This is a genomic window from Haloimpatiens myeolchijeotgali, assembly GCF_042688525.2.
Classification (GTDB): domain Bacteria; phylum Bacillota; class Clostridia; order Clostridiales; family Clostridiaceae; genus Haloimpatiens.
Window position 1 is genome coordinate 3,265,671 of sequence record NZ_JBHWAB010000001.1, and the last position, 25,576, is coordinate 3,291,246.

20 protein-coding genes and 1 pseudogene are annotated in these 25,576 nt (G+C 28.1%); 4 read left to right on the forward strand and 17 right to left on the reverse strand.

Annotated elements, in window-relative coordinates:
- Positions 1–101 precede the first annotated feature (101 nt).
- The 7 genes from ACFIJ5_RS14575 to ACFIJ5_RS14605 form a co-directional block, all read right to left on the reverse strand.
- Positions 102–914 (reverse strand): Cof-type HAD-IIB family hydrolase, encoded by an 813-nt coding sequence (locus ACFIJ5_RS14575; RefSeq protein WP_379808312.1) that lies wholly within the window; start codon positions 912–914, stop codon positions 102–104.
- A gap of 176 nt (positions 915–1,090) precedes the next feature.
- Positions 1,091–2,509 carry a PTS ascorbate transporter subunit IIC gene (locus tag ACFIJ5_RS14580; RefSeq protein ID WP_379808314.1) on the reverse strand — a complete coding sequence of 473 codons (1,419 nt, stop codon included), beginning with the start codon at positions 2,507–2,509 and terminating at the stop codon, positions 1,091–1,093.
- 396 nt (positions 2,510–2,905) lie between these two features.
- A complete protein-coding gene (locus ACFIJ5_RS14585) occupies positions 2,906–3,991 on the reverse strand; it encodes a radical SAM protein (protein WP_379808316.1) in 1,086 nt (361 codons plus the stop codon).
- A gap of 60 nt (positions 3,992–4,051) precedes the next feature.
- Positions 4,052–5,110: a uroporphyrinogen decarboxylase family protein gene (locus ACFIJ5_RS14590; RefSeq protein WP_379808318.1), complete on the reverse strand. Its 1,059-nt coding sequence runs from the start codon at positions 5,108–5,110 to the stop codon at positions 4,052–4,054.
- Between the two features lie 27 nt (positions 5,111–5,137).
- The gene (locus ACFIJ5_RS14595; RefSeq protein WP_379808320.1) at positions 5,138–6,115 is read right to left on the reverse strand and encodes a CobW family GTP-binding protein; all 978 of its coding nucleotides are present in this window, start codon (positions 6,113–6,115) and stop codon (positions 5,138–5,140) included.
- Between the two features lie 15 nt (positions 6,116–6,130).
- Positions 6,131–6,766, reverse strand: coding sequence for a corrinoid protein (locus ACFIJ5_RS14600; protein WP_379808322.1), 636 nt, complete (start codon positions 6,764–6,766; stop codon positions 6,131–6,133).
- Positions 6,767–6,828: 62 nt separating this feature from the next.
- Entirely contained in the window at positions 6,829–8,181 is a 1,353-nt protein-coding gene (locus ACFIJ5_RS14605; RefSeq protein WP_379808324.1) for a uroporphyrinogen decarboxylase family protein, read from the reverse strand.
- Between the two features lie 259 nt (positions 8,182–8,440).
- Here ACFIJ5_RS14605 and ACFIJ5_RS14610 point away from each other — a divergent pair, with 259 nt between their 5' ends.
- On the forward strand, positions 8,441–10,858 hold the full coding sequence (locus tag ACFIJ5_RS14610; RefSeq protein WP_379808326.1) for an ASKHA domain-containing protein: 2,418 nt from the start codon (positions 8,441–8,443) through the stop codon (positions 10,856–10,858).
- 22 nt (positions 10,859–10,880) lie between these two features.
- Positions 10,881–12,137 (forward strand): PocR ligand-binding domain-containing protein, encoded by a 1,257-nt coding sequence (locus ACFIJ5_RS14615; protein ID WP_379808328.1) that lies wholly within the window; start codon positions 10,881–10,883, stop codon positions 12,135–12,137.
- 263 nt (positions 12,138–12,400) lie between these two features.
- On the opposite strand, the gene ACFIJ5_RS14620 is transcribed toward ACFIJ5_RS14615, so the two are convergent.
- From ACFIJ5_RS14620 to ACFIJ5_RS14645, 6 genes are all read right to left on the reverse strand, one after another.
- Positions 12,401–13,186 carry a hypothetical protein gene (locus ACFIJ5_RS14620; RefSeq protein WP_379808330.1) on the reverse strand — a complete coding sequence of 262 codons (786 nt, stop codon included), beginning with the start codon at positions 13,184–13,186 and terminating at the stop codon, positions 12,401–12,403.
- Positions 13,187–13,190: 4 nt separating this feature from the next.
- Entirely contained in the window at positions 13,191–14,075 is an 885-nt protein-coding gene (locus tag ACFIJ5_RS14625) for an ABC transporter ATP-binding protein (protein WP_379808332.1), read from the reverse strand.
- Between the two features lie 11 nt (positions 14,076–14,086).
- Positions 14,087–15,145 carry a hypothetical protein gene (locus ACFIJ5_RS14630; protein WP_379808334.1) on the reverse strand — a complete coding sequence of 353 codons (1,059 nt, stop codon included), beginning with the start codon at positions 15,143–15,145 and terminating at the stop codon, positions 14,087–14,089.
- 411 nt (positions 15,146–15,556) lie between these two features.
- Positions 15,557–15,976, reverse strand: coding sequence for a hypothetical protein (locus ACFIJ5_RS14635; protein WP_379808336.1), 420 nt, complete (start codon positions 15,974–15,976; stop codon positions 15,557–15,559).
- Between the two features lie 137 nt (positions 15,977–16,113).
- A complete protein-coding gene (locus tag ACFIJ5_RS14640) occupies positions 16,114–16,284 on the reverse strand; it encodes a zinc-ribbon domain-containing protein (protein WP_379808338.1) in 171 nt (56 codons plus the stop codon).
- Between the two features lie 579 nt (positions 16,285–16,863).
- Entirely contained in the window at positions 16,864–18,672 is a 1,809-nt protein-coding gene (locus tag ACFIJ5_RS14645; RefSeq protein ID WP_379808340.1) for a DUF2207 domain-containing protein, read from the reverse strand.
- A 365-nt stretch (positions 18,673–19,037) separates the two neighbouring features.
- Here ACFIJ5_RS14645 and ACFIJ5_RS14650 point away from each other — a divergent pair, with 365 nt between their 5' ends.
- Entirely contained in the window at positions 19,038–21,065 is a 2,028-nt protein-coding gene (locus tag ACFIJ5_RS14650) for a cell wall-binding repeat-containing protein (protein WP_379808342.1), read from the forward strand.
- Between the two features lie 193 nt (positions 21,066–21,258).
- Here ACFIJ5_RS14650 and ACFIJ5_RS14655 read toward each other — a convergent pair whose 3' ends face one another.
- The 3 genes from ACFIJ5_RS14655 to ACFIJ5_RS14665 all read right to left on the reverse strand — a co-directional run bounded on the left by ACFIJ5_RS14655 (position 21,259) and on the right by ACFIJ5_RS14665 (position 23,897).
- Positions 21,259–22,116 (reverse strand): DegV family protein, encoded by an 858-nt coding sequence (locus tag ACFIJ5_RS14655; RefSeq protein WP_379808344.1) that lies wholly within the window; start codon positions 22,114–22,116, stop codon positions 21,259–21,261.
- Between the two features lie 219 nt (positions 22,117–22,335).
- Positions 22,336–23,070: a hypothetical protein gene (locus tag ACFIJ5_RS14660; RefSeq protein ID WP_379808345.1), complete on the reverse strand. Its 735-nt coding sequence runs from the start codon at positions 23,068–23,070 to the stop codon at positions 22,336–22,338.
- 2 nt (positions 23,071–23,072) lie between these two features.
- The gene (locus ACFIJ5_RS14665; RefSeq protein ID WP_379808346.1) at positions 23,073–23,897 is read right to left on the reverse strand and encodes a 4Fe-4S binding protein; all 825 of its coding nucleotides are present in this window, start codon (positions 23,895–23,897) and stop codon (positions 23,073–23,075) included.
- 99 nt (positions 23,898–23,996) lie between these two features.
- On the opposite strand from ACFIJ5_RS14665, the pseudogene ACFIJ5_RS14670 reads away from it, so the two are divergent.
- A pseudogene (locus tag ACFIJ5_RS14670) lies at positions 23,997–24,179 on the forward strand (methyl-accepting chemotaxis protein); the annotation flags it as partial.
- Positions 24,180–24,251: 72 nt separating this feature from the next.
- Here the strand turns inward: ACFIJ5_RS14670 and ACFIJ5_RS14675 are convergent.
- A complete protein-coding gene (locus ACFIJ5_RS14675) occupies positions 24,252–25,568 on the reverse strand; it encodes an MATE family efflux transporter (RefSeq protein ID WP_379808347.1) in 1,317 nt (438 codons plus the stop codon).
- Between the last annotated feature and the right edge of the window lie 8 nt (positions 25,569–25,576).

Here is a 25,576-nt window from a genome sequence, read left to right on the forward strand (position 1 = left end):
TTATGTTTAATTTGAACATCTGTTCATTTTTTTTATTTCTTTCTCTATAATCTAATAATTACAGTAACTCAACTTCCTAAGTAAAAAAACAAAACTCTTTTTTATATCCCTAAATGATTCTTTATAGCATATGCAACTCCACTTTTATTATTATCAATAGAAATATAATCAACTATCTCTTTTACAGAGTCAACACCATTTTCTGTGGTAATAGCACAACCCGCATATTCCAACATTTCTATGTCATTGTAATTGTCACCAAAAGCAACAATTTCAGATCTACTTATATTTTCAGACTTAGCTAACATTTCTAACGCATTTTTCTTGCTTGTCCCTTTTGGCATTATATCCATAAAGCCAGTACTTGATTGGCAGATTGTAACTCCTGAAACTCCCTGTAATTTTTGAGGTAATTCGTTATATTTTTCTTCGTTATTTTCAATAATAAGTATTTTATTAATTTCAAAATTAGATGAAATATATTTCGCATCATCTGTTATTATAATTTTTACTTTACAATCTAAATCTAACTTTTTGTTTCTCTCTTCATAATATTTAGCCCTATAATTTTGTGTTGATAATATACATTCTTTTGAATAAGCCATAAACATATGATCATCTTTTTTACATATATCTATAATTTTTTTCACTTCTGATTGTGGTATAATCCTTTTAAAAACTTCTTCCTTAGTAAATGGATTTCTAACAAGCGCACCATTGCAAGCGATTACAGGCCCATTAATTTTTATTTTCTTTGCATATTCTTTTACAAGCAAATCAGTTCTACCTGTTGCAATAGCAACTTTACATCCATTTTGTTTAAGTCTTTCTAATGCCTCTATATTCTCATTAGAAATCTCATGTTGATCATTTAGTAATGTTCCATCTAAATCAAATACTGCAAGTTTATACATAGCAACTTAACTCCCTTATTAAAAAATTTTCCTTATTTATACTTTTTACTCTATATTTGTGTTACACAATAGATCATTTATCTGCATTAAAAGTTATTTTGCTCCTAACAAAATTGAATACATAATTGAAATGAATCCCAACTTTAAAATTAGGATTCATTTATATCTTAAAACTCTTATTGTTCTTCTCTCATAGTAGTGAAGTAATTTTTAGAATTACGTCTGTATTGTAATTGTGGTATGATTAATAGTAATCCTATCAATGCAATAGGTACAACTATACCAAACGCTTTAGTTAATACTGTAGTACCTGACCATAATGTTGCCCAGTCAAACATACCTATCCATCCAATAACATTTGGATTGTCTTTTAATACTGTTAATACTAAAGCTGATCCCATTACTTGTATTATTCCAGATAAGAAAGGAATAATTGTTGCTGCTCTACGTCCACCTGCTTTATTTGCAAATACTGCTAATGTTCCATTATCAAAGAACAAGCATATAAAACCTGAAAGTATCAATATTGGTGACTTTAACAGAATTAAAATTGTAATGGCTGTCAATTGTCCGAAGAAACCAAATATAAATCCATAAGTTGGAGCATTAGGTGCAAATCCGAATGTAACCGCACAGTCAACTGCTGGAACTGATCCTTTAAGGATTTTATTAGAAATTCCTTGGAATGATTCTGTTAACTCAGCAACGAACATTCTAACACCTGTTAAGATAATTGTTATATATACTGCGAAGTATGCAGTAGTTTCAAAAATATAAGTTCCAAACCAATATTTATTAGCATCATATTTAAATCCTGAAGGTCCAATGATTATCATTATTGTACCTACAAAGAATGTCATTAAAACTACATTTGATACAATATTATCATTAAAGATTGATAGCCATCCTGGTAAGTTTACATTATCAACTGATTTTTCTTTGTTTCCAATGATTTTAGCAAATTTATATGCTAACCAAGTACCAAACATTTGTTGGTGTCCAACTGTAAATCCAGCACCATCTGTAACCTCTTGAGTTGCTTCAATAATCAAGTTTGACATTACTGACCAGTACGTACCAATTAATAATCCTGTTACAATAATCATTGGTGTTGTAACAACAGTACCAGTACCTCTAAGTACCCAGAAAAGAGCCCATAATAATACAGCTGATTGTTGGTACATTACATGTCCTGTTATAAATAAAGATCTTATCTTGGTATGTTTTCTGAAAGCTACTAATATTATGTTCCACATAAATGCAAGTAACATTACGTATCCGGTAAATTGAAGTGAATTAAAAGATTGTAAAACCTCTTGAGCTGATGTTTGCCCAAAGTATGGGTCAATTACAAAAGCCTTTATCCCAAATGTATGTGTCAAACTGTTAATAATTGGGGAGAACGTTTTCACCAAACCGCCAGTACCTACTTGTAAAATTTTAAAACCTACATAAGCTTTAATGAATCCTGATAATGCCTGGTAAAATTTCTTACCTAATAATAAATAACCTATAAATACTACAGTACCAAGTAATAATGGAGCCTGCCCTAAAAACTTATTAACAAACTCTTGGAAAAATGCTACAATTCCCATTACTTTAACCTCCTCTTTAGTGTTTTATAGAATACCTCTTAAAGAATATTCTTAATCTTTCTATTTGTTAATTTTATTATATCAGCTTGCAGAACATTTGTCTATATTTATTTTATTATTGAACGTTTGTTCAATATACTCCAAACAATAATTTATACTATTTATTATGTTATAGATAACAAAACAACGCAGCAATCTGCGTTGTTTTTTACCTATTAAATGGAACGGGTATTACTGCGCTAGCAATTTGTATATTGATTTAATACATAATAACTACATTAAAATAATTATCAAAGCATATACTCGTTAACCGTTTATATTATATAACTTAAATTTCACAGTATAAATAGAACTTACCTTAAATTAATTATAGATAGTTTCTCTGTATGAAAAACATCATTCAGCATTACAATTCAATAACAATCTTTCCAAATGAGTGAAATTTTCATTAATATAACTCATCTTTAAATATCTCTTATTAACTGATCCTTTATATACCTTATAGTCATGTTGCTCTAGGAATTTCGTACATGAATCTACATCCCATCCACGGCTATCTAATGTCTCTACATTCTTATCACGAGGATTTGTTCCCATTTCAGCAACTAAAAAATTAGCTCCAGCTCTTAAATTAATTGCTAAAGGTTCATGAGCCGCCATTGTAAATATAGTTTTACCATAAAAAAGACGAGTTACTGCTGTAATTTTTGCAAATTCTTCATCAGTTATTTCCCCATACTTTTGTAGTGGAGACCCTTCAACATTAATCCTTTTCATAGTTGCCATCCATGAAATCTTTAAATCTCTCATGATTACTAATAAATCTACCATCTCTTCATACGTATGCTCAGGTCCTATTGGTTCTAAGCATGATCCCACTAATAGACCTGCTTCATGCGCATTTTTAATAGTTTCTATTCGCTTAGAAGGATCTATCTTGGTCACCACACCTTCTCTTAATCTTAATGCATGATAATAATATGTAAATCCAGCACGTTTTATAGCTTTAGCTTGTTCAAAATCAATATCCCCCCAGTTAGCAAAAAGTGGAGTTCTATTTTTAAGATTTTCACTTACTAATTTACCCATTTTTAAATATTTATCAAAATCATAATCTGCTGTGGACATCAATGAAATAGATCCTACACCTTTTTCTTCAAACTCTATAGCTCTTTTTACTACTTCTTCTTCACTTAAACATTTGCTTTGTTTTATTTTATGTAGTTCTTCACTAAACATACAAAATTGACAATTGTTTTGACACTTATCCCAATTCAAACCTATTTGTGCATGAACCTCTCCAGTATTTTGAAATTGTTTTCTTGATAAATAATCAGCTGTATGTAATAACAATTCAAATTTTTCTCCTGAAGTTGGTATTTCCTTTAATAAAAATAATGCCTCATCTCTAGATAGTCCATTTCCTTTTTTCGCTTTTTCCAATACTAAATCAATTTGTGTATTATTATTTTCTATTTGCACAATACCACCCCTTCTTTAGTAATATAGGCTGTTGATAAAATATCAACAGCCTATAAAATATTATCTTTTTTCTTCTAAATTTCCGTATTTTTTGAAACACTCATATGCAAATTCTAAATCTTCTTGTTTAGCTCCTATTACACTTAAATATCTATATTCTACTCCTATTAAACCTCCATGAGGTGTTGCCCAATATTTAATTAAATCCTTTACCTCTTGTTCTATTAACCCTTTATCTCCTTTAGGTAAAGTATCTTGAATATCTACGGCTGCTTCAAAACAAATACGTCCAGCAAACTTCTCTCCAACTTCTTTTATACCTAATAATTGAGGTTGATGAATATTTACAATATCAACACCTATTTCTACAAAATCTTCTAAAATATCATTAACTTTTCCGTCAGTGTGAAATCTGATAACCATACCAGCTTTGTGTATTTCATCAATTAATCTTTTATATCTTGGTTTAAACAGTTCTCTCCACATATCAGGACTTATCATTAGGCCTGTTTGAGTTCCCCAGTCATCAGTTGTATCAAAACAATGAATTCTACCTTTTCCTAGTTCTGCTGCCTGCCTTACAATACCTATCTGATAATCAGTTAATTTGTCTATTAGGTCTTCTATTTGATCTTTGTATATATATAAATCCATAAGCGTGTTTTCAAATCCTCTTAGAAAGTGAAGACGTTCAAATATACAATATGGACTATTTAACTGTATCCACTTTCCCTGTGCTTCTGGTCTACTTAATGCTTCTTCTAATCCATCAAATCTACCTTCTGCATATGGATCTGGTACTTTATAATCTGCATAATCTTTTTCCCAATCTACTATAGGAAATGTTGTTGGCTGACCTAAATCACTATTTTTAGTTCCTCCATCTTTAACCTCTTCATTTGATTCCCATTTGCATCCCCATTCATCTACTGTTCCTGGAATAGTTCTTGTTTTTTTAGTCATACATGGTTCTTCACATGACTGCCTTATAGCTCTTGGTTTTTGAGTATATATTCTAAATACATCTCCTACACCTAAAGATGTAAATCTTAATCCTATTCTCTCAGGATCTTCAAATTTAACATTTCTTTTTATCATCTCATAGCCACTCATTGTCATAGTTAAATCCCTCCTGTATTTAAATTATTATCCAAATACAATATCGCATTTTAAATTTTTATTCCATAAATCTTCAATATTCTTTTTAATTACTTCTTGATTTTCTTCTCTAACAGCCGTAATTAACACAATTTTAGATTGATGGTGAATACGTTCAGTAGGAACAATGCTAATATTAGAGCCTGCTGCATCTATCTGCATCCATTCCCCGTCTAATAACACATCACCTTTAATTCTATATACATACTTACATACATCTCGTAAAAAATTCTCAAAATCGATTTTATTTAATTTATTATTACAAGTCAAAACATAATTCTGAGGCTTATTTTCTGGAGTATTTGTACAGCAATTTGCTTTATTATTAATGTCAAATGCCTCTGAACTATTCATAAATTCATCTTTTAAACCACTTATTTCTGTCCAAATAGCATCTGGAAGCTTACAATAACTTGTAGTTATTAAGTTTACATCTTTGTTAATCTCTTTAACTTTATTCTTAACATTTTCTAATCTTTCTTTGGATACTAAATCACATTTATTAATTATTATATAATTTGTATATTGAATTTGACGTTCAACTGCTGGAATTACCTGTATAAGTTCTAATAGATTAGTACTATCAGCTAAAGTAATAGTTCCTTGAAAATCATATACATCTCCATATTCCTTATTTATAATATCCAATATCAATTGTGTACTTATTGGATCTGATAATCCAGATGATTCTACAAAAACATATTCTAATGGCAACTTAGAAATATTTCCTAGTTCTTTTATAAATGTTCCCTTTAAACATAAGCAGAATATAGAACCATTATTTATCTCAGTTAATTCAATATGAGAATTTTTTATTCTCTCACCATCAATACCTTCTTTTCCAAATTCGTTAACTACAACTCCTATTTTATTTTCTTTAAAGTGTCCAATTAATTTGTTCATCAATGTAGTTTTTCCCGAACCCAAAAATCCTGTTATAAAATATAATTTAATTTTTTGCTTCATATGCTATATTCTCCTTTAAGCACATACTATAGATCTAGCAACCTCTGCAGCTGTAGCAGCATCTGGAGTATAATAATCAGCTCCAACTTGTTTTGCAAAATTATCATTTATTGGTGCTCCACCAACCATAAACTTGAATTTGTCTTTTACTCCTTTTCTTTCAAATTCATTTATTACTTCTTCCATTTGACCCATAGTTGTAGTTAATAGTGCAGACATAGCAACAATATCAGCATTTTCTTCTACTGCTCTTTCAACAAATTTTTCTGCAGGTACATCTACTCCAAGATCTACTACTTCAAGACCTGCTCCCTTCATCATCATTATGACTAAATTTTTTCCTATATCGTGTAAATCACCTTTAACAGTTCCTATTAAAACCTTACCAATAGACTTAACTCCTTCACTCATAAGTGCTGGTTCCAATACTTTCATACCTATATTCATAGCTCTTGCAGCAATAAGTACTTCTGGAACATACGCTTCATTTCTTTTAAATCTATCTCCTATCACATTCATTCCTGCTAACAAACCATTATTTAAAATCTCTTGTGGTGCTACTCCATTTTCTAATGATTCTTGCACTAATTCTTTTACTTTTGGTGCATTTCCCTTTTGTAATAATTCTGAAATTTGATTTAAAATCTCCATAATTTTTCCTCCTAATACTTAATCAATTTAGTATTTTTCGTTACATTATATTTAACTCTGCGTTATAATCTCTTATCAATTTCTACTTTTAAGCTGTTTTCATCAGGTACAATATTGTCAAACACAATTTCATTATTTATAAGAAGAGCTGGTAAATTTTTAACTCCTAATTCCATTGTTCTTTTTATACCTGCTTTTGATTTTATTAATGTTTCTCTCCATCTTAATTTATCTCCATATTGTGGAGCAACTTTCTTTACTGACTCAACCATATATTGGCATGGCGCACATCCTTCTGAATCTAATGTTACTATCTCTATAAATGCCTTACCTTTTTCTATAGCAACATCTTCAAATACTTCGTCTTTATCATCATCTAATTGTCTTTCTGAAGTAAACATTTCTATAGATGAGAATTCTCCTCTAACAAATTGAGATATTGCTTTTATATTTTCAATTGGTGTATCAAAAGGCATGTCACATCCAGGTGATAATATAAAACCTGGCTCATTTGATGCTATTTCAATTTCCTTTTTTGCTTCCTGTACATTTTCAAGTGGTGAACCAAATAACATTGTAGTTGTAAGTGGTAGGTTACCTCCAAGTGAAACTTTATATTTAGTTCCTAATTGTCTAGCAAATTTTAAGTCTACGTTTTCATCAAATGCTATTCCATTAGGCTTTGTTTTACACATCAATTCAAAACTTTTTGTAGCATCTCCACAGCAAAATGTAGTAACTTTTAATCCTAATTCTTTTACATAAGTATTTAATTCTGTTAAATACGGAGATACAAATTCTTCAAAATGTTCTGGTGAAATTTGTGTTGTCATAGGGTCAACTGCTGCAATAATGTGTACTCCAGTTTTTGAATACATAGTTGAAAAATCTTTTGCAACCTTTGTTGTAAACTTCATAACTTTATGAACTTTATCTGGTTCCATAATCATATCCATAAATAAATTTGTTCCCATTAGATGAGATGCTAACGTGAATGGTCCACAAATTAACGCATATAATGCCACTTTATCCCCTATAGCTTCTGATAATTTACGAGCAGCTTCTAATACAATAGGGTATCTTCCATCATTTTCAGTTGGATATTTTATATCATCTATAGTTTTCTCCTCAAGTATGTGTTTTACTACTGCTGGTGGATTATTATCAGCCCATCTTAATTCGCATCCCAACGCTTCAGCTTCTATTTGTAAATCGAATGCAACAGGAAGTCCATCTGGTTTATAAACCTCATATGCTTTTAAAATTCCATTAACTATATTGTCAGCACTTTTTAAATATTGTTCTGCGTCAATATTAAGAAAATTTGCTGTTTGTACTCCTGCATATGGCATCCATGGGGTTCTATCTACTTCTTCAAAACTTAGCGCTTTTAATACTCTTTCTTTTCCATTCATAGTATCTCTCCTTTTCGTTCTAATATTTGAAATTTTCTATATAAATAAACTATTAAATTTTCATATGTCATTTTTTATATGTCTTTTTCTTTAATACTATAGCTATAATATATCATTTTTAAATTTAAATATATTTAAATATGTTTATAAAATTTGTAATATCTTTTGATATTTTTAATAATAATATTACAAATCTAAAAAATATGATAAAATCATAATAAATAACGTCGATAAAAAGCTAATTAAGGAGTTGATATATATGCCTATGTTTACAGATTTTAAAATAAACTTAAGAAAACAAAATATCCTCAAAGCAATAGATTGTTATGAGAATAGCCCCGCTTATGATATGACATTAGATATGTATAGTGATTTTGAAAATAAAATTAATGACTGGATTGACCCTGTTGGAGTATACACTATTATAAATAAAAATGATTACTCAATTCCAGTATTAAAATGTTATTCATCTCTAATATGCTGCTTCGTAACCTTAGGAGAAAAGATTTCTAATATTGTAAATAATCATTTTTCTAATGGTGAATATTTAGAAGCTATGCTTTTAGATGCTATGTCTGATGACATACTATTTCAATTAAGCTCACAACTATTTAACAAAATTTATATTGATACTAGCAACAATGGTTTAGGGCTTAGTACGCGATATTCTCCTGGTGATAATAATTTTTCCATGGAATATCAATCTTTCATACTTGAGAATATAAAAAAGAAAGAAACATTACCTTTAGATGTTTCACTAAGTGAATCATACATGTTTACTCCATTAAAATCTTTAGGATTTATTTATGGTGCAGATAAAAATATAAAAAAGAATAAGTTAGATCATGACTGCAGCAGATGTAATAATACTAACTGTAAATTCAGAACAAGTAATGTTTTAAATATTGAAGTACACACAAATAATGAAATAAAAAATATCAAATATACTTTAGGTAACAATATAATGAATTCTCTTTTAAAAAATAATATACTAATTTCAAATCCTTGTGGTGGAAATGGTATATGTGGTAAATGTAAAATTAAAGTACTCAATGGAACATTACCCCCTTCAAATATTGATAAAAAATTCTTTTCTAATAAAGAGATTGATGAAGGATATCGTTTAGCTTGTGAAGCTTATCCAACAGAAAACTTAACTATAAGTATTAGAAACAATTCCTCAAATGATTTTAAAATTTTAACATCTGATAATGTTAAGTTAGAAGTAAACAACCCTATTACACAAGAAATATGTCTTTCATTTGATTATGATTCTATAAATAAATATAAAAGTACTGTTCATTATATTGAAAATGAAATTGGTAGAAAGCTAAAATTTTCTATTAATTCTTACAGTTCTTTATCAAAACTTTTAGATGAACAACTTACTACATCGAATAATATATACTTAAAAATTAGAAATAATACTGTACTAGATATATACAAAAAACAAACTCCTCTTTATGGAATAGCTATAGACATAGGTAGTACCACTCTTGCTTTATCATTATTAAATATGCATACAGGTGAAGTTATTGACAATTATTCATTATTAAACTCTCAAAGACAATTTGGTTATGATGTTATTACAAGAATCCAATACACTATGAATTCTGATAGCAAAGTATGTGAAATGAAAAATTTAATAGTTAATGATTTAAAAAAGGGAATAAATGCTTTAATACAAAACAATAAAATAACTAAAGAATATATATATGATATTGTTTTATCAGGAAATACAACAATGATTCAATTTTTATTAGGGTTACATTCTAAATCTCTAAGTATATCACCTTTTATAATGATAACTCATCAAGTAATGCATTATTCTTATTCTGAAGTATTTAATGATAATTGGCTCAGTGCTCACATTCATATTATGCCTTGTGCAGCAGCCTATGTAGGTGGAGATATAACCTCTGGAATACTTTACTCAAAATTATATAACTCAGAAAAAATACAATTGTTAATTGATATAGGTACAAATGGTGAGATGGTAATTGGCAACAAAGATAAAATTTTCTGTGCTGCAACAGCTGCTGGTCCAGCCTTTGAAGGTGGAAAAATTGAAGATGGTATAGGTTCTGTAAAAGGTGCAATATCAGAAGTACATATATATGATAAATCAATTAGTTTAAAAACTATTGAAGATGCACCCCCATGTGGTATTTGTGGCACAGGTATTGTTGATTTAATAAGTGAATTATGCAAAGAAAATATTATAGACAAAACTGGTTTTTTACAATACAATTATACAAATGAAGAAAGTAAATATGTAATTACTGAAAATGATACTGGTGAAAATATAGGAATAACTCAAAAAGATATTAGAGAAATTCAACTAGCTAAATCAGCTGTACGTGCTGGACTAGAAGTTTTAATTAAGAATTTTAATTGTACTTATAAAGACATAGATAAATTATATATTGCAGGTGGTTTTGGAAACAATCTACATATAGATTCAGCCGTAAATATTGGATTATTTCCAAAAGAACTGAGAAACAAAGTAACACCAATAGGTAACTCTTCTCTAGAAGGTTGTAAAGAATTTTTATTAAATAGTAATTGTAGAAAAACCCTATGTGAAATAATAAAAAAATGTAATTATATAGAATTATCAAACAATCCAGACTTTAACGAATTATTTATAGAAAACATGATATTCCCTACATTGTAATTTTGATATATGGAGGTGTAGTATGATAGGGTTATTTGATTCTAACGGAAACTTGAATATTGGATTATTAAAAGAAAATATAGATATTTTTTATAGTTCTACAGGAATACCAGTTAAAGCACTAAATGAATATGGCGATATACTTTATAGTAGTAATACAAAAATACACTTTTGCGACTTTATCAAAAGTATAGATAATGGAAATAATTCCTGTAGAAAAACCCACCTCCACGGTAGTAAACAATCTTGTGATCTAGGAGAAGGTTTTATATTTACCTGTTACTCATCTTTAGTTCATTTTGCTGCACCAATAGTTAGTGATGGTAATTTCAAAGGTTCCTTAGTTGGAGGCCCTGTATTGTTAAACGAACCTGATAAAATTATGGTAGATGAAATTATGGAGTATAATAATACTATACCCTCCAATAAAAAAGAAGATATTTTAAATTACCTTAAGAAAATAAAAATAGTTACCCCTAAAAGACTTAGATATTTAAATAAATTACTGTTCATAATTACTACTAATCTTCTTGAAGAAGACAAGTTTACTTTAAGAGAACGTAAAATATTTATGGATCAGCAATCCCGTATTGGAGAAAGTATCCAATTTATAAAAGATAAAGAATCTCCATCCTATCCATATCAAAAGGAAAGAGAATTATTTGTTAAAGTAAAATATGGTGATGCTCTTGGAGCAAAAAAGCTATTGAATGATTTATTAGGGCATGTTTTTTTTACTTCTGGAGGTAATACTGAAGTAGTAAAAGCTCGAATATTAGAACTCTTTTCTGTTTTATCAAGAGCTGCTGTTCAAGGTGGAGCATCTTTAGATACAGTATTTGGTCTTAACTATAAATTTATTGGGAAATTAAGTAGTATTAATAACTTAAATGATCTTTCTCGCTGGACTGTAAACTTACTTGAAAGATTTACCGAAAATGTTTTTAATGTTTCTTCATCTAAAAATGCTGATATTATTAAAATATCTTTAAAATACGTGAATGAAAATTATATGAAAAATATAACTTTGAATTCTGCTGCACAATACGTTCACCTTAACCCCACTTATTTTTCCAGCCTCTTTAAAAAAGAAGTAAAAACTGGATTCTCTGATTATTTAAATCAAGTTCGTATTGGTGAAGCAAAAAAGTATCTAAGAGAAACTGATATTTCAATTTTAGAAATTTCTATTATAGTTGGCTTTGAAAGTCAAAGCTATTTTTCTAAAGTCTTTAAGAAAATAACTGGTTTGACACCAAGACAATATAGAAACTCATAATTTCTTCAATATTATATATACTAACTTTTTTCATCTACTATATATATTAATACCAACAACAAAAAACTGTAAGTAACCAACTGTTACTTACAGTCCCAGGCTTTGTAAACCACTACTAAAAGATTTATGCTGCTAGTATATACTAATGTAAATACATTAAATAACAATATTACATAACAAACTCCGTGTTGGAATTTTATTCTATAAATTAATTATATCATATTTATTAAAATTTTCAATATATTTATATTGCTTTTATCTTATTATTTTCTATTTTCATTAGTAAATGCTTTATATGTTACTTTCGGAATTATTATCATTGATGCAGCAAACAAAATTATTAAAAATATATTAGCAGCAAATGGGGTTTTATATCTTATTAGCTGTCCATAACACATTCCCCAAAGAGGTGTAAGCCCTAAATATTTAGCAATCCCCATACCTCTAAAAATATTTTCTGCTAAATAAGGAAGTCCCATTATAAATCCACCTACTAAAAATGGTACTACAGCTGATTTACTCATAGAAGACAATACAAGTCCTATTTGAGTAAATATAAAAGATCCTAAAATTAAAGTAACACAAGTTATTAAAATAAGCTGTACTACAGTTATACTAGAACCACTTTTCCCAAAATACCATAATTCTTTTAAAGGAAGATTTAATCCTTGGAACTTTGCCTTAGATGCTACTGAAAAAAACATTGCTCCAAATACTGAAAGATTGATTACAGAAGCCATTATTCCACTAGCTATCCATTTAGCTGTAACTGTATGTTTTTTCCCCATTTTAGTTGTATTAATTAAAGAAAACATTCCTGAACTATATTCTTTAGTATATGCTCCAGAACATATTATAAACATTATAAGTCCTAACAAAGGGGTTATCCCATAAAACTTATAAAATAAATCTGAATATAACTCATTTATAGTTACGCCAGGAAAATATGTTATTATTTTTGGTGCAAACCATAATGTAATTGCCCATAATATAAACAGCGATATTTTTAAACCACTTTTTTTAATTTCTGCTTTTATCAAACTTAGCATATATCTATACCTCCCTAGTATCTTGTATCTCAAAATAAAACATATATACATCCTCAAATCTTGGTTTAATTGACTGCACATTTCTTACATTTGGTATTGTATCTGAAATAACTCTTATTTCTGTATTTTCTATTCCTCTTTGTAGATTAACTACTTTATATTTTGACTCAATATACTGTACTTCACTTTCTTCATTAGTTGTAATTAAGTATACCTTACCTTCCATTTTTTCTAGTATCTCTTTGTGAGCACCTTTTATAAGTAATTGTCCATCTTTCATAATAATAGTTTCTTTTGCTATAGCCTCAATATCTGAGATAATATGTGTAGATAATATTACGATCTTATTTTTTGATATTTGTGATATAAGATTTCTAAACCTAGCTCTTTCTTGAGGATCTAATCCAGCAGTGGGTTCATCAAGAATTAGAATTTGAGGATCATTCAATAAAGCCTGAGCAATTCCTATTCTTCTCTTCATTCCTCCAGAGAATTTACCCACAGCTTTATTTCTAACGTCATATAATCCAACAAGTTTTAATAAAGATTCTATTTTTCCCTCAGAATACTTCTTACTTAATCCTTTTATTGAAGCCATATATTTCAAAAATTGTTTTGCAGTAAAGTTCTTGTACACTCCAAATTCTTGAGGTAAATATCCTATTATTCCTCTATAAGCATCTTCGTTTTTCCAAATGTTCTTGCCATTGTATAAAATCTCACCACTATCTGGTTTTAAAATAGTAGTAATTTGTCTCATTAATGTTGTTTTGCCTGCTCCATTAGGTCCTAATAATCCATATACTCCATTTTCTAAAGTCACTGAAATATTATCTGTAGCTTTTTTATTTCCAAATCTTTTATTAAGGTTTTTTATTTCTAATTGCATTTTTATTCCTCCTATTTATTAACAGTTAATTTTTTAAATTTAATATTCATTGTAACTAAAGTAGTAATAGCTATTGTAACTATTACAGCTAATATAAAATTATTTGTATCGAAAGAAAAGTTTAAAAATGATATTCTTCCTAAGTACATTCCTACAAATTTATGAGGTGATATTAACAAATCGTAAAAATTCATTTGATCCAATAATACTCTAATTTGTGCTGGAATTATTTTTACAACAGACATAAATTTAGGTACTATAAATATTATTCCAAAGGCAGTAATAGAAGCTAATGAATTAGTTGTTATAAAAGAAAATAGTACTGCAAGAAGTGCCACTGTAATCATTATTAACAATGAAATGCCAATTTTTAATGCAATATAATTTTGTATACTCATTGCTCCTTTTAACATAAATCCTACGTCAAGTATTCTAAATGCTTGTAAATCTCCGTTCTTAGGAGGTCCATACATAAAATAAGCAGCTATAAATTGAATAATCAAGTACATCATATAAACAATAACTGTAGACATAATTGTAAATGTTATTTTAGCTCTTAGAACTTTATACTTATTTTTACTGGATAATATTAAATTGTCTACACCACTTATAATTTCATCTGTGTATAGAGTTGAAAATATAAGTGTAATAAAAGCTATAAGATATACTATAATTAAAGGGTGTGTTGCCTTTTGATTAAATGCTTGCCAAAACTTAACATCTTTATATTCCTTATGTTTAATGTTGTCTAATTTTTGTTGTGAGTATTTTTTAATACCATCTTTTTCTGAAGTTTTATCAGAATTTTTTTGTCCACTTTCTTTTGACTCTAATAACATTTTTATAGAATTAACTTTTACATTAAATTTTTCATTAGCTATTTGCTGTGGTGGTCTTGTATCTACTATTTTTCTACCCATTTCATAATGTGCATTATCTGTTTCAAATGAAGGTTTTAAAAATATGCATCCTGCAGAAATTAATATAAATAAAATAGCTAATACAATTCCTACTTTGCTTTTTAATTTTTTTAAGATCTCCCATTTTAACATTTCACTACTTTTGTTCATTTATTTTCCTCCCTAAAATGTTTATACATTAAACTAATTTTATTTGATAATTAACTTTTACTAATATCCTAGAATTTAAACTAACCTTTTATTAAAATGCACACTCCATTTCAATTAATAAATTAAACTATATATTTGTTTACTTATCCCTTACAATTCTTATTATAAAAATTTTTTTAAATAAAATCCTTCGAATTAACTTACAAAATTATTATTTAAACTTACACTTTTGTAAGAAATAAAGCAAAAACACATATTACATAAAAACCTTGTTCAAATGTTTTTACACAATATACGCTTTTTCAAATTACTTAAAGTACAAATTAACAAAAATCAAAAGGGACAATTCTTCAATTTTATAAAAATTAAAGAATCATCCCTTTTATTATTAATAATTTTAAAACACTAACCTTAGTATATTCTATCTATATCTACCCTAGGTTTCTTAAATACTACTCTTTTATCAAAACTTTTTTCACTTATATTTAAGCTTATTTTGTACACATTAGGACAACCAACTGCTCTCCAAGTTTTCATAAACTTTGCTGTAGCTTTTTGTGAATAATAGAAGTCTTCATCATATTCATCAGAAAATTCATAAAAAGAAGTTATACTATTTTTATGAATTTTTACAGAAGTCTTACTTAAATTTTTATATAAAGGTAAGAAATATCTCATTGGCACCTTATATTCATATGTTTTTCCTGATTTAATTTCTTCACTTTCATATAAAACTCTTTTTATAAATAAGTTGCTCTTATCTTTTTCGGCAATTTTCATTTTTAATATTACATGTTTTCTTTTGTTTTCTTCTATTTTCAATGTTATCATTTGACCCACCCTATTACTTGTACTAAATTATATATTAATTATAACATTTATTTTTAGATGTTAAATAACAAAAATAAAACACCCTTTTAAAATAGATATAAATCTACTTTAAAAGGGTGTCATCTATTTAGAATATATTATCTTCTAAATCCTCTGTTGTTGTTGTTTCTTTGTTTTCTTGCTTTTCTACACTCAGGACATCTTTTAGGTTCATTTTCAAATCCTTTTTCTTTGTAGAAAGCTTGCTCTCCTTCAGTGAATACGAATTCTTTTCCGCAATCTTGACATACTAAAGTTCTATCTGCCATTTCAACATTCCTCCTTATAATTATTAAGATTTAAAACTGATTCACATTAGATTTCTATAAAGAAGAAATGTTGGTCAGCGTATTAAATCTTTGCATAGTAATTATTTAATTACAGCACTTGATAAGTGTACCACATTTATAATGAATATACAATAACAAAATATCAAGTAACTTAATTTATATCATAACTGGCCTTATTAAGCTTTTTTCTTATATAAGCAGGTAAAAAAATAGTCGCTACGGTAAATGATATCTTGCTCTGAAACCTTTCACTTCAGTAACAAGTTCTAAGCCTTTATCAGTTGATAGTGGACAGTTTACAGTGCACAGTAAAAGATGTTTTTCCTGCAGAAAAACTTTTATCAAATATAGTAATAAAATAAGGAAATTTTATCTTTAAGGAAAATAACTAATTAAAAGCTTTCTGCATTAGCAGAAAGGTGTCCATAACTGTCCACTGTCAATTGTTAACTGTAAACTCATAAAATGACTTTGTTCAAATGTTTCTTACGCAATATATCATTTACCTTCGCTAAGCAGTATTTTTTACTGCGAAAGTTGAGTAAATAATTAATAATATTAGAAGCCTCCGGCTCCACCTCCGCCACAACCTGCACCGCCGCCAGTACTTCCTCCAGCAGCTCCTCCTGCAGCAGAATTTACAAATGCCGTACTTCCCCAATACATAAAGGAACCATGCCTTGTAAAACTATCAAAGGCAAAATAACTCATAAGCCATACATTGTTTAAATAACGTTCATTACTCATAGCAAAATTCCTAAACTTTTGAAAATGATCTACATCAACATTCAATGATACTAAATAAGGAACATACTTCTCAAAAGAATACGCTAAATATTGACCATTTTTAAAATCTTCTCTTATTTTTTTCCACTTTACTTTTTCACTATAAGCTAAATCACTTATTCTCAACATTAATATAAGACCAAAAATAAGCATAATAAATGTAAGCATAAATATTAATATACCTCCAGCATTTTTAGCTGTCATTATTATAATCGAAAATATTACTTGTATAGAAAAAGCACATATATAAAGTACTCCATGTGGCCTTTTAGATTTATCATAATAACCACTACTTTCAGCTTCTTCTTTTATAAGTTTATTCCATTCCTTAGAAAACTCTATATATTTAAAGCTATCTTTTTTTGCAATTTTCTCTAGCTTACTCATCTTTATACTTCCATCATAATTAGAATTCTTAAAAAGCCAATCCAATAAATATATTTCGTGAGGATGGAGTTTATCATTATACCCATTTTCAATCACAACTATTTTATAATCTTCTTTATTTTTCTTTTTCCTTTTTGAGGATTTTTCACTACTTATTTCATTCTCATCAATTTTTTCTATTTGTAAATGTCCTCTTCTATTCAAATCTATTAATGTTGCTATAAAATCTACTCCATTTACTGATCCTTTAAAATATTTTGCCATAATAGCTGGACTACATTCTTGTGGAAACATTTGTGTACTATATTTTTCTGTATCTCTCTTTGTTATCTTAATATAAAATGCGATAAGAATTATATCAATAAAAAGTATAACCCAAAAAGCGTACTTAGCAAAACTCTGCAGTTTCTTCTCTCTCATAATTTTTTTCTGCAGTGAACTTTTGTATTCTTTCTCTTGTTTTAATATGTTTTCAAGACCATTTGCATCTACAATATTCCTACTTTTTGATAATATTTCACGTGGAAAAATAATTCTTCCTGAAACATAATCATTACTTTTTATATCTCGTGCATTAAATTTTATAGTTCTGTTATCTAATATATTTGAAGAAACATTCATAGGACCATGTGGAAATGCCTTTATATTTTTGGTTAAAACATCTTCTGGTAAAATAATTGTTCCCTCTAGATTTTCAACTCTTGTTTCATATCCACTATCCCAAAAATTATAATATAATTCACCAACATCATTATATACCTTTCCACAATTTGCAAGGGTATACTTAATTCTAAATGTTCTTGTCACATTTCTTGAAGGCATATAAATTTTTACTCTGTACATATTATCAGTTTTTTTTGAAATCTCATAAACTCCATAGTCTCCATTTTCCGCACTATGCACATATTTGAATTCTTGTTTAACTCCATTGTTCATATAATAAACTTTTACATTCTTTATACCTTCTGTTTTTCTCGTTGATATATCCTTAAAGCCTCCATTAAATTTCCCATCAAATTTCATTGTAATATCTTCTGTAACAGAAAGAGAACCATCGTTCATAAGTTGTGCCTTAACATTAAAATTTTTAACACCTACGTTTTTCTTTGCAAAAGCTTTATTATCGAAACCTAAAAGCATAATCATAGCAAAAAATATTACAAATACTATTTTACTCTTTTTAAGTGTGTTCAATGCTTCACCCCCTTATTCTTTGAATTATTTATTAAGATTTCAACTTTTAATAATTATATCACAAATTACATATATAATATGTACCATATCATTCATCTAACTCAACTTTCTTAGTAAAAAAATACTGTCTAGCAAAGGGAACTGATATAAAGGTTTCTAATCAAGATATCATTATTTTTCACCTGCATATGTTTTTATCTCTCCTTAATTTCATCTTCATTATCAACCTTATTTCGTGGTATTTACTCCACTAAATACCATAATAAATACTGTGAATTGTATGATACAATATACATACAAAATTCGACATATAAACATATGTAATAAAATACAATCCTAAAATTAAACATTAAGGAGGGCTGCATATGAAAAAACTAATCTCTCTGCTTTTATATTTAACATTAATCACTTCAACCAACGTCTATTTTGCCCCTAAGGTTTATTCTATAAATTTATCAAATATCTCTAGAAAACAAGTACAAGAAAGATCTTATAAAATGGCTTATGATGTGTGGAAATTTGTTAAAAGCTTAAATGGTAATGTTAAAACAAATACTAAGTTACCAGATCATTTAATTGGAAAAACTACTTCATACGAATATGGTATTCCTTATAATTGGGGAGGTTTTGATGGATTGGATACAAGATCATCAACTTCTTGGATCAACTACTATAATGCCATAAATAAAGGCGCTATGGCAGGAAATATATTAACTTCTGGTGGATATAAAGGAGGAACTGCTGGTATAGATTGTTCAGGTTTTGTGCAAAGTGCATTAAAAATAGGAGGTTACAAACAATCTACTTGGACTTTAGGTAATCATATGATACCTATAAGCTTTGATTCTCTTAGAAACATGGACATCCTTTTATTGAAATCTAGCCATATATTATTCTTCCAATCTTGGGTCTATGATGTACGTGGAAATAAATTAGGTGCTATTACTATAGAATCTACCACTTCAAATTATGATGGTTCAGGACAAAAAGTAAAACAATATTATAGATCTTTAGATGAATTAAAAAGAAATTATGTTGCATATAGATATAAGGAGATTACAAGTGATTATATTGAAACTAACTCTGCTATTCCAACTATAGAGAGTCCTTTATATAGACAAGCTATATATAAAAATAATGTTTCTTTAACTTTTAAATGGACTTTTAATTCTAAATCATCAACAGATTTTCAAACAGCATATAGAATAAGAATATTTAGAGGAAATATAACATCTACCTATAGTAAATCTGGTATTCTTCTTTATAATTTTTCTGAAAATAATGCTATTTCTGAAAAAGCTATAAATATACAAGCCCTATCTAATGGAGATTATTATTTCGTTTTAGAAACTAAAAATAATAAAGGTTATTGGTCTAATCCAGTTATGAGTCCTTTTAAAATTATAGATAATTCTTATATAGATAATTCTAGGTTTTCAAATATCAATAGATATGGTGGTGCAAATAGATTTGAAACTTCTAAACTTATTGCAGAAAATTTCTTTTCCACAAATCTAGATAAAGTTATTTTAACTTATGGGTATAACTTTGCTGATGGATTGACTGGTGTAACTTTATCTAAAAAACTTAATGCACCTATACTTCTTGTTGATAAAAATGTTACTAGCAGTAGTAATTCACCCACCCTTGAATATATTTTAAAGAATCTGAATAAAAATGGACAAATTTATATATTAGGTGGAGAAGGTGTAATTGATAATTCTTACATTAATTATTTTATACAAAATGGTTATTCTAAAAATAATATAATAAGACTATATGGAAATGACAGAGATGAAACAAGCGTTAAAATAGCTCAGTATCTTAATACTACAGAAGGTACTCCTATAATAATATCTAATAATGGAAGCTTTGCAGATTCTCTTAGTATTTCTCCTACGGCAGGTTATAATATATGGCCTATACTGTTAACACCTACAAATAAACTTGATGATAATGTAGAGAAATATATTATATCCAAAAAACCTTCTAAAGTATTCATTGTTGGTGGAAATGGTGTAATATCTGACAATGTTAAAAATAGAATAAAGCAAATTACAGGACTTAGTGACAATAAAATTGTAAGATTAAGTGGAAATAATAGATATGAAACAAGTAAGGTTATAAATAGTTATTTTTATTCTAACTCTTCAAATAAAATATTTACTGCTTATGGACAAAATTTTCCTGATTCCTTAAGTGGAGCTGCAGTATTAGCAATAAATAATTCTCCTCTTGTATTAGTTTCAGAGAATTCCTATCTTAATGCTGCAAGTGCTATAAATACAGTATCTTCTACAAATAAAGTCGAAGTAAATATTTTAGGTGGAAATAGAATAATAACTAATTATTTAATATCTAGAATTGAAAATATATGTACAAGCTCACAGTAACAAAGCAATTCAACTTTCGCAAGTGAAAAACAGCCACTACGGGAAATGATATCTTGCTTAGAAACCTTTCACTTCAGTAACAAGTTCTAATGTTTCTTACGCAATATATTATTTTCCTTCCCTATACAGTATTTTTGTCCTGCGAAAGTTGAATTCTCAATTATACATTTTTGCTTTTCCATTAATATGTATTCTATCTTAGCTTTTTTTCAGTATAATAAACTAACCCTATAGCTCCTGGACCAACATGTAATCCTATTACTGATCCTATGTCACATATATTAACATTTACATTTAAAGTTTCTTTTACTTTATCCGCAAATTTTTTTGCCTCATCAAAACAATTAATATGATGTACAACAATTTCTCCTAATCCATAGTTAGTAATGTCACTTATCATTCTGTCTATCATATTTGTTATTGCTTTTTTCTTTGTTCTAACCTTTTTTAATACAGTTGTTTTTCCATTTTCTACAGTTAAAATTGGTATTATTTTAAGAAGGTTACCTATTAAAGCACTTGCTCCTCCAATTCTTCCTCCTTTTTTTAAATACTCAAGATTATCTGGTATAAACAAAAATCTACTTTTCCTTATATTTTCTTCAGCTATTTGTTTAACTTGTTCTAGAGTTTTTCCTTCTTTAGCAGCTCTTGCAGCTGTAATAACCGCAAATCCAAGCTGCATACAGTTTGAACGGGAATCTAATATCTCAATCTTTGCATCCTTATCTTCCTCTAAAATCATGTTTTTGACCATATGAGCTGTTGTATATGTACCACTCATTTCAGAAGATAAAAAAATACAAACAAGACTATCCCCTTTTTCTACTACACTTTTCATTTCATCATATAGTTCATCAACTGAAGGCTGTGAAGAAGTTGGTATACCTTTCTCTTCCATCTTTTTATAAAATGTTTCATTATCTATCTCTGTTTCTTTAAAACTTTCATCATTAAATATAACATTCAATGATACCATTTTTATATTTAAATTACTTCTAATATCTTTTGTGATATAACTTGTACTATCAGTTAAAATTTGTACGGCCATATTATACATCTCCATTTACTAAATTTTATTCTATTCCCAAACACCATTTTATCTAATAATTAACCTTCAGATAAAATACCCACCCCCTGAAGGTTAATTAAATTAATGATTTTTGTATAAATTTCTACATTTATTTACATATTAATACTTCTTACATAATACTCTACCAAATTTTTTATACGATGTCTACCAACTCTTAGACTCTACCTTATTCTATGTCTACTTATCATCAATTTCCTTTTGAAGTTCTGCCTTAATAGTTGAAAATTCAATATTATTCTTTTCACAATAATCTCTTACTGTTAATGCCTTATTTGTTATTTTACCCCTTATTATTTTTTCAATACTCTCTTGTGACACTCCAAAATCCATTACTTCTTTAAAAGTTGTCTTACCCTTAATTATTTTTTCTTCATCTTCTTCTTTTTCTTCTGTTTCTATGTCACTATCATTAGATGTATTTTCCTTAATCTCCACACTATGCTCTTCTACATATTTAAGTTGTTCATTTGTTAAATTTCCTTTTTCTTTTAATATTTCTACTGCTTTTTTAGGAAGATACGTATCTTCATCTATCTCATATGGAAGCCCTTTATACAAAGCTACAAATAATTTCATTGACGATGTTCCTATTTCTGTTCCGTTATCTGCTAAAGAAGAATAGATATTTTCAAAGTCTTTAATCTTAAATTCTGATAAATTATCATCATTCTTAACTCCAAACGCCTCTCCAAGTAGGTTTATATCAATATCAAACGCTTTATTTATATCAGAAAAAGCATATGATCCTCTTATATCTGCTGGATCATACTTTCCAGCAAACTCTCCTGTTTTATACTTTTGTGGAATCTTTGTTGATTCAGTTTTCCATACATTTAAATATTTAGCTGTACCTATTCCCCCAAAAATTATCACAAGTAAAATAATTGCTACTGCACTATTTTTTATCTTCATGCTTATTCTCCCCCTTTAACAGACATGTTAACAGTATTATCTATAGGACAAGCCCCTTCTGAAGTACACTTCATACAAGAAATACATTGATGATTTCTTACAACTTGTTGATTGGATACTTTTATATTCATAGGACATGCGTTATCACAATTTTTACAAGATACACAAGTAGAAGTTTTTCTTCTTATTTTAAATATTCTAAAGAGATTTGTAATTCCTAAAACAGCTCCATACGGACAAGCATATTTACACCATGGTCTTTCAACGATAAGTGATAATCCAATTATTACTAATAAAATGACAATTCCACCTATTGCAACTTCACTACTCCAAAAATTAAATAAAGCATAATATGGATCTACATCTTGAAAAGCAATCTTTCCACTTATTGCTGTTACATACAATACCCACACCAACACTCCATATCTTAAATATCTTAAATATTTATCAATTTTATAGGGTATAAATGCATTATATTTATTCTTAAATATTTTCTTACCTATTTTCCCAAGCCACTCTTGAAATGATCCGAAAGGACATATCCATCCACAAAATACTGGACCAAATAAAACTGCTGTGGTAAACATAATAATCATAAGAATAAATGAAGACTCATGAATTTTCTTTACAAACGTTCCAGTTGTTAAATATTGATATATTGTAACTACTCCTCCAAAAGGACAAATAGCATGAAGTGAAGCAGAAGACAAAAATGCAATTCCCTTTCCTTGTTCAACTAATGTATGATTTACTGCTATCAATGCTACTAATAAAAAAAATGCTACTTGGATAAAAACTCTAACTTTACTTCTCTTTTTATTTTTCATATTAAAACTCCCCTTTCATTCATAGTTAAATGTTAGGTTCATTTTAATAAATATTTATAATTAAAGTTTTATAAAATTGTGATAAAATTGTGAAAATATATAATCAGTAATATTGCGGATCAAACAAATTTATTAGCCTTAAATGCAGCAATAGAAGCTGCCAGAGCTGATGAGCACGGAAAAGGTTTTTCTGTTGTTGCTGATAAAGTTAGACAGCTAGCAGAGGATTCAAGAAAATCTATCCAAGATATTATATCTATACTAGATGAAAGTAAAAATAAAATTAATATTTATAAGGGACGGTTCTTTAATTTTAAATTTTATTACATTAAAGAACCGTCCCTTATATTTTTATTATACTTGAACTTTATTATTAGTAGTAATATTATATATTTTTCTAAAATATATAACTACTACTAAAGTACAAAGCTCAGCTAAAACAATTGATATCCAGATTCCTATTTCCCCTAATATATGAGGAATTATTATCAAGAAAACTATTGTAAATATCATTCCTCTACTTGAAGAAATAATATTTCCTATCTTTGATCTTTCTGTAGATTGATAATATGTTACATTAACTATATTTATTGATGCAATTATAAATGAGAAAGCATAAATTATCATTGCATCATAAGTTAATTTTATAAGTTGTTGATTTTCGTTAAAAATGCTAATTATGTCATTTCCAAAAATCAATAACAATACGTATATTATTATTGATGCGCCAAAATTAGTCTTTAATCCCATCTTAAAAACTTTATCTACTTTTTCATATTTACCTTTTCCATAATTATAACTTAACAAAGGTTGTATACCTTGAGAAATTCCAATAAACAAAGCTATAAGTACTGTACTTATATAACTAATTATGCTATATGCCGCAACTCCAATCTCTCCTATTGATGCTATTATAACTTGATTAAATGCAAATATAGTAATTGCTGGGGATATTTGTACCATAAATTCTGGAGTTCCCGCCTTTAAGATCCTTATGCTGTCTTCTTTCTTTATCTTAGGTATATATATCTTAAGTTTTCCTTTTCTTTTAATAAAATGAGTTAAAAGAAGGAATACACTAGATAGTTGTCCTAATCCTGATGCTACTGCTGCACCAGCTATTCCCCATCCAAAAATAAATATAAATATATAATCTAGAGTTATATTTGTACATGCACCCACAATTAAAGAAATCATAGCTAAATTCGGATTACCATCATTTCTAACAAAGGCACTTAATGCCAAACTACCTGAAAACCCTATACCAAAAAGTGAATAATAACGAATGTATTCTGATGTTCCCTTTAAAAGTTCATCACTTGCTCCTAACATTCTACCTAATTGATCTGGAAAAATCACACCAATTATTGATACTATTCCTGTTATAACTACTATCAACAATATACTTTGTAGAAAAACATTATTTGCTTCTTTTTCTTTACCTTCTCCAAATTTTATGGACATTACCGCTGCCCCACCCATAGTTATCATCATGGTTATAGCAATCAATAATGTTGTCATTGGCACAGCTACATTAATTGAACCTAATGCACTTGCCCCTACACCTCTTCCTACAAATATTCCATCTACAACTACATAAAGTGCTGAAACCATCATACCTATTACAGATGGTACAGCATACTTCATAAATTCTCTCCATAATGATTTCATAAGTAATC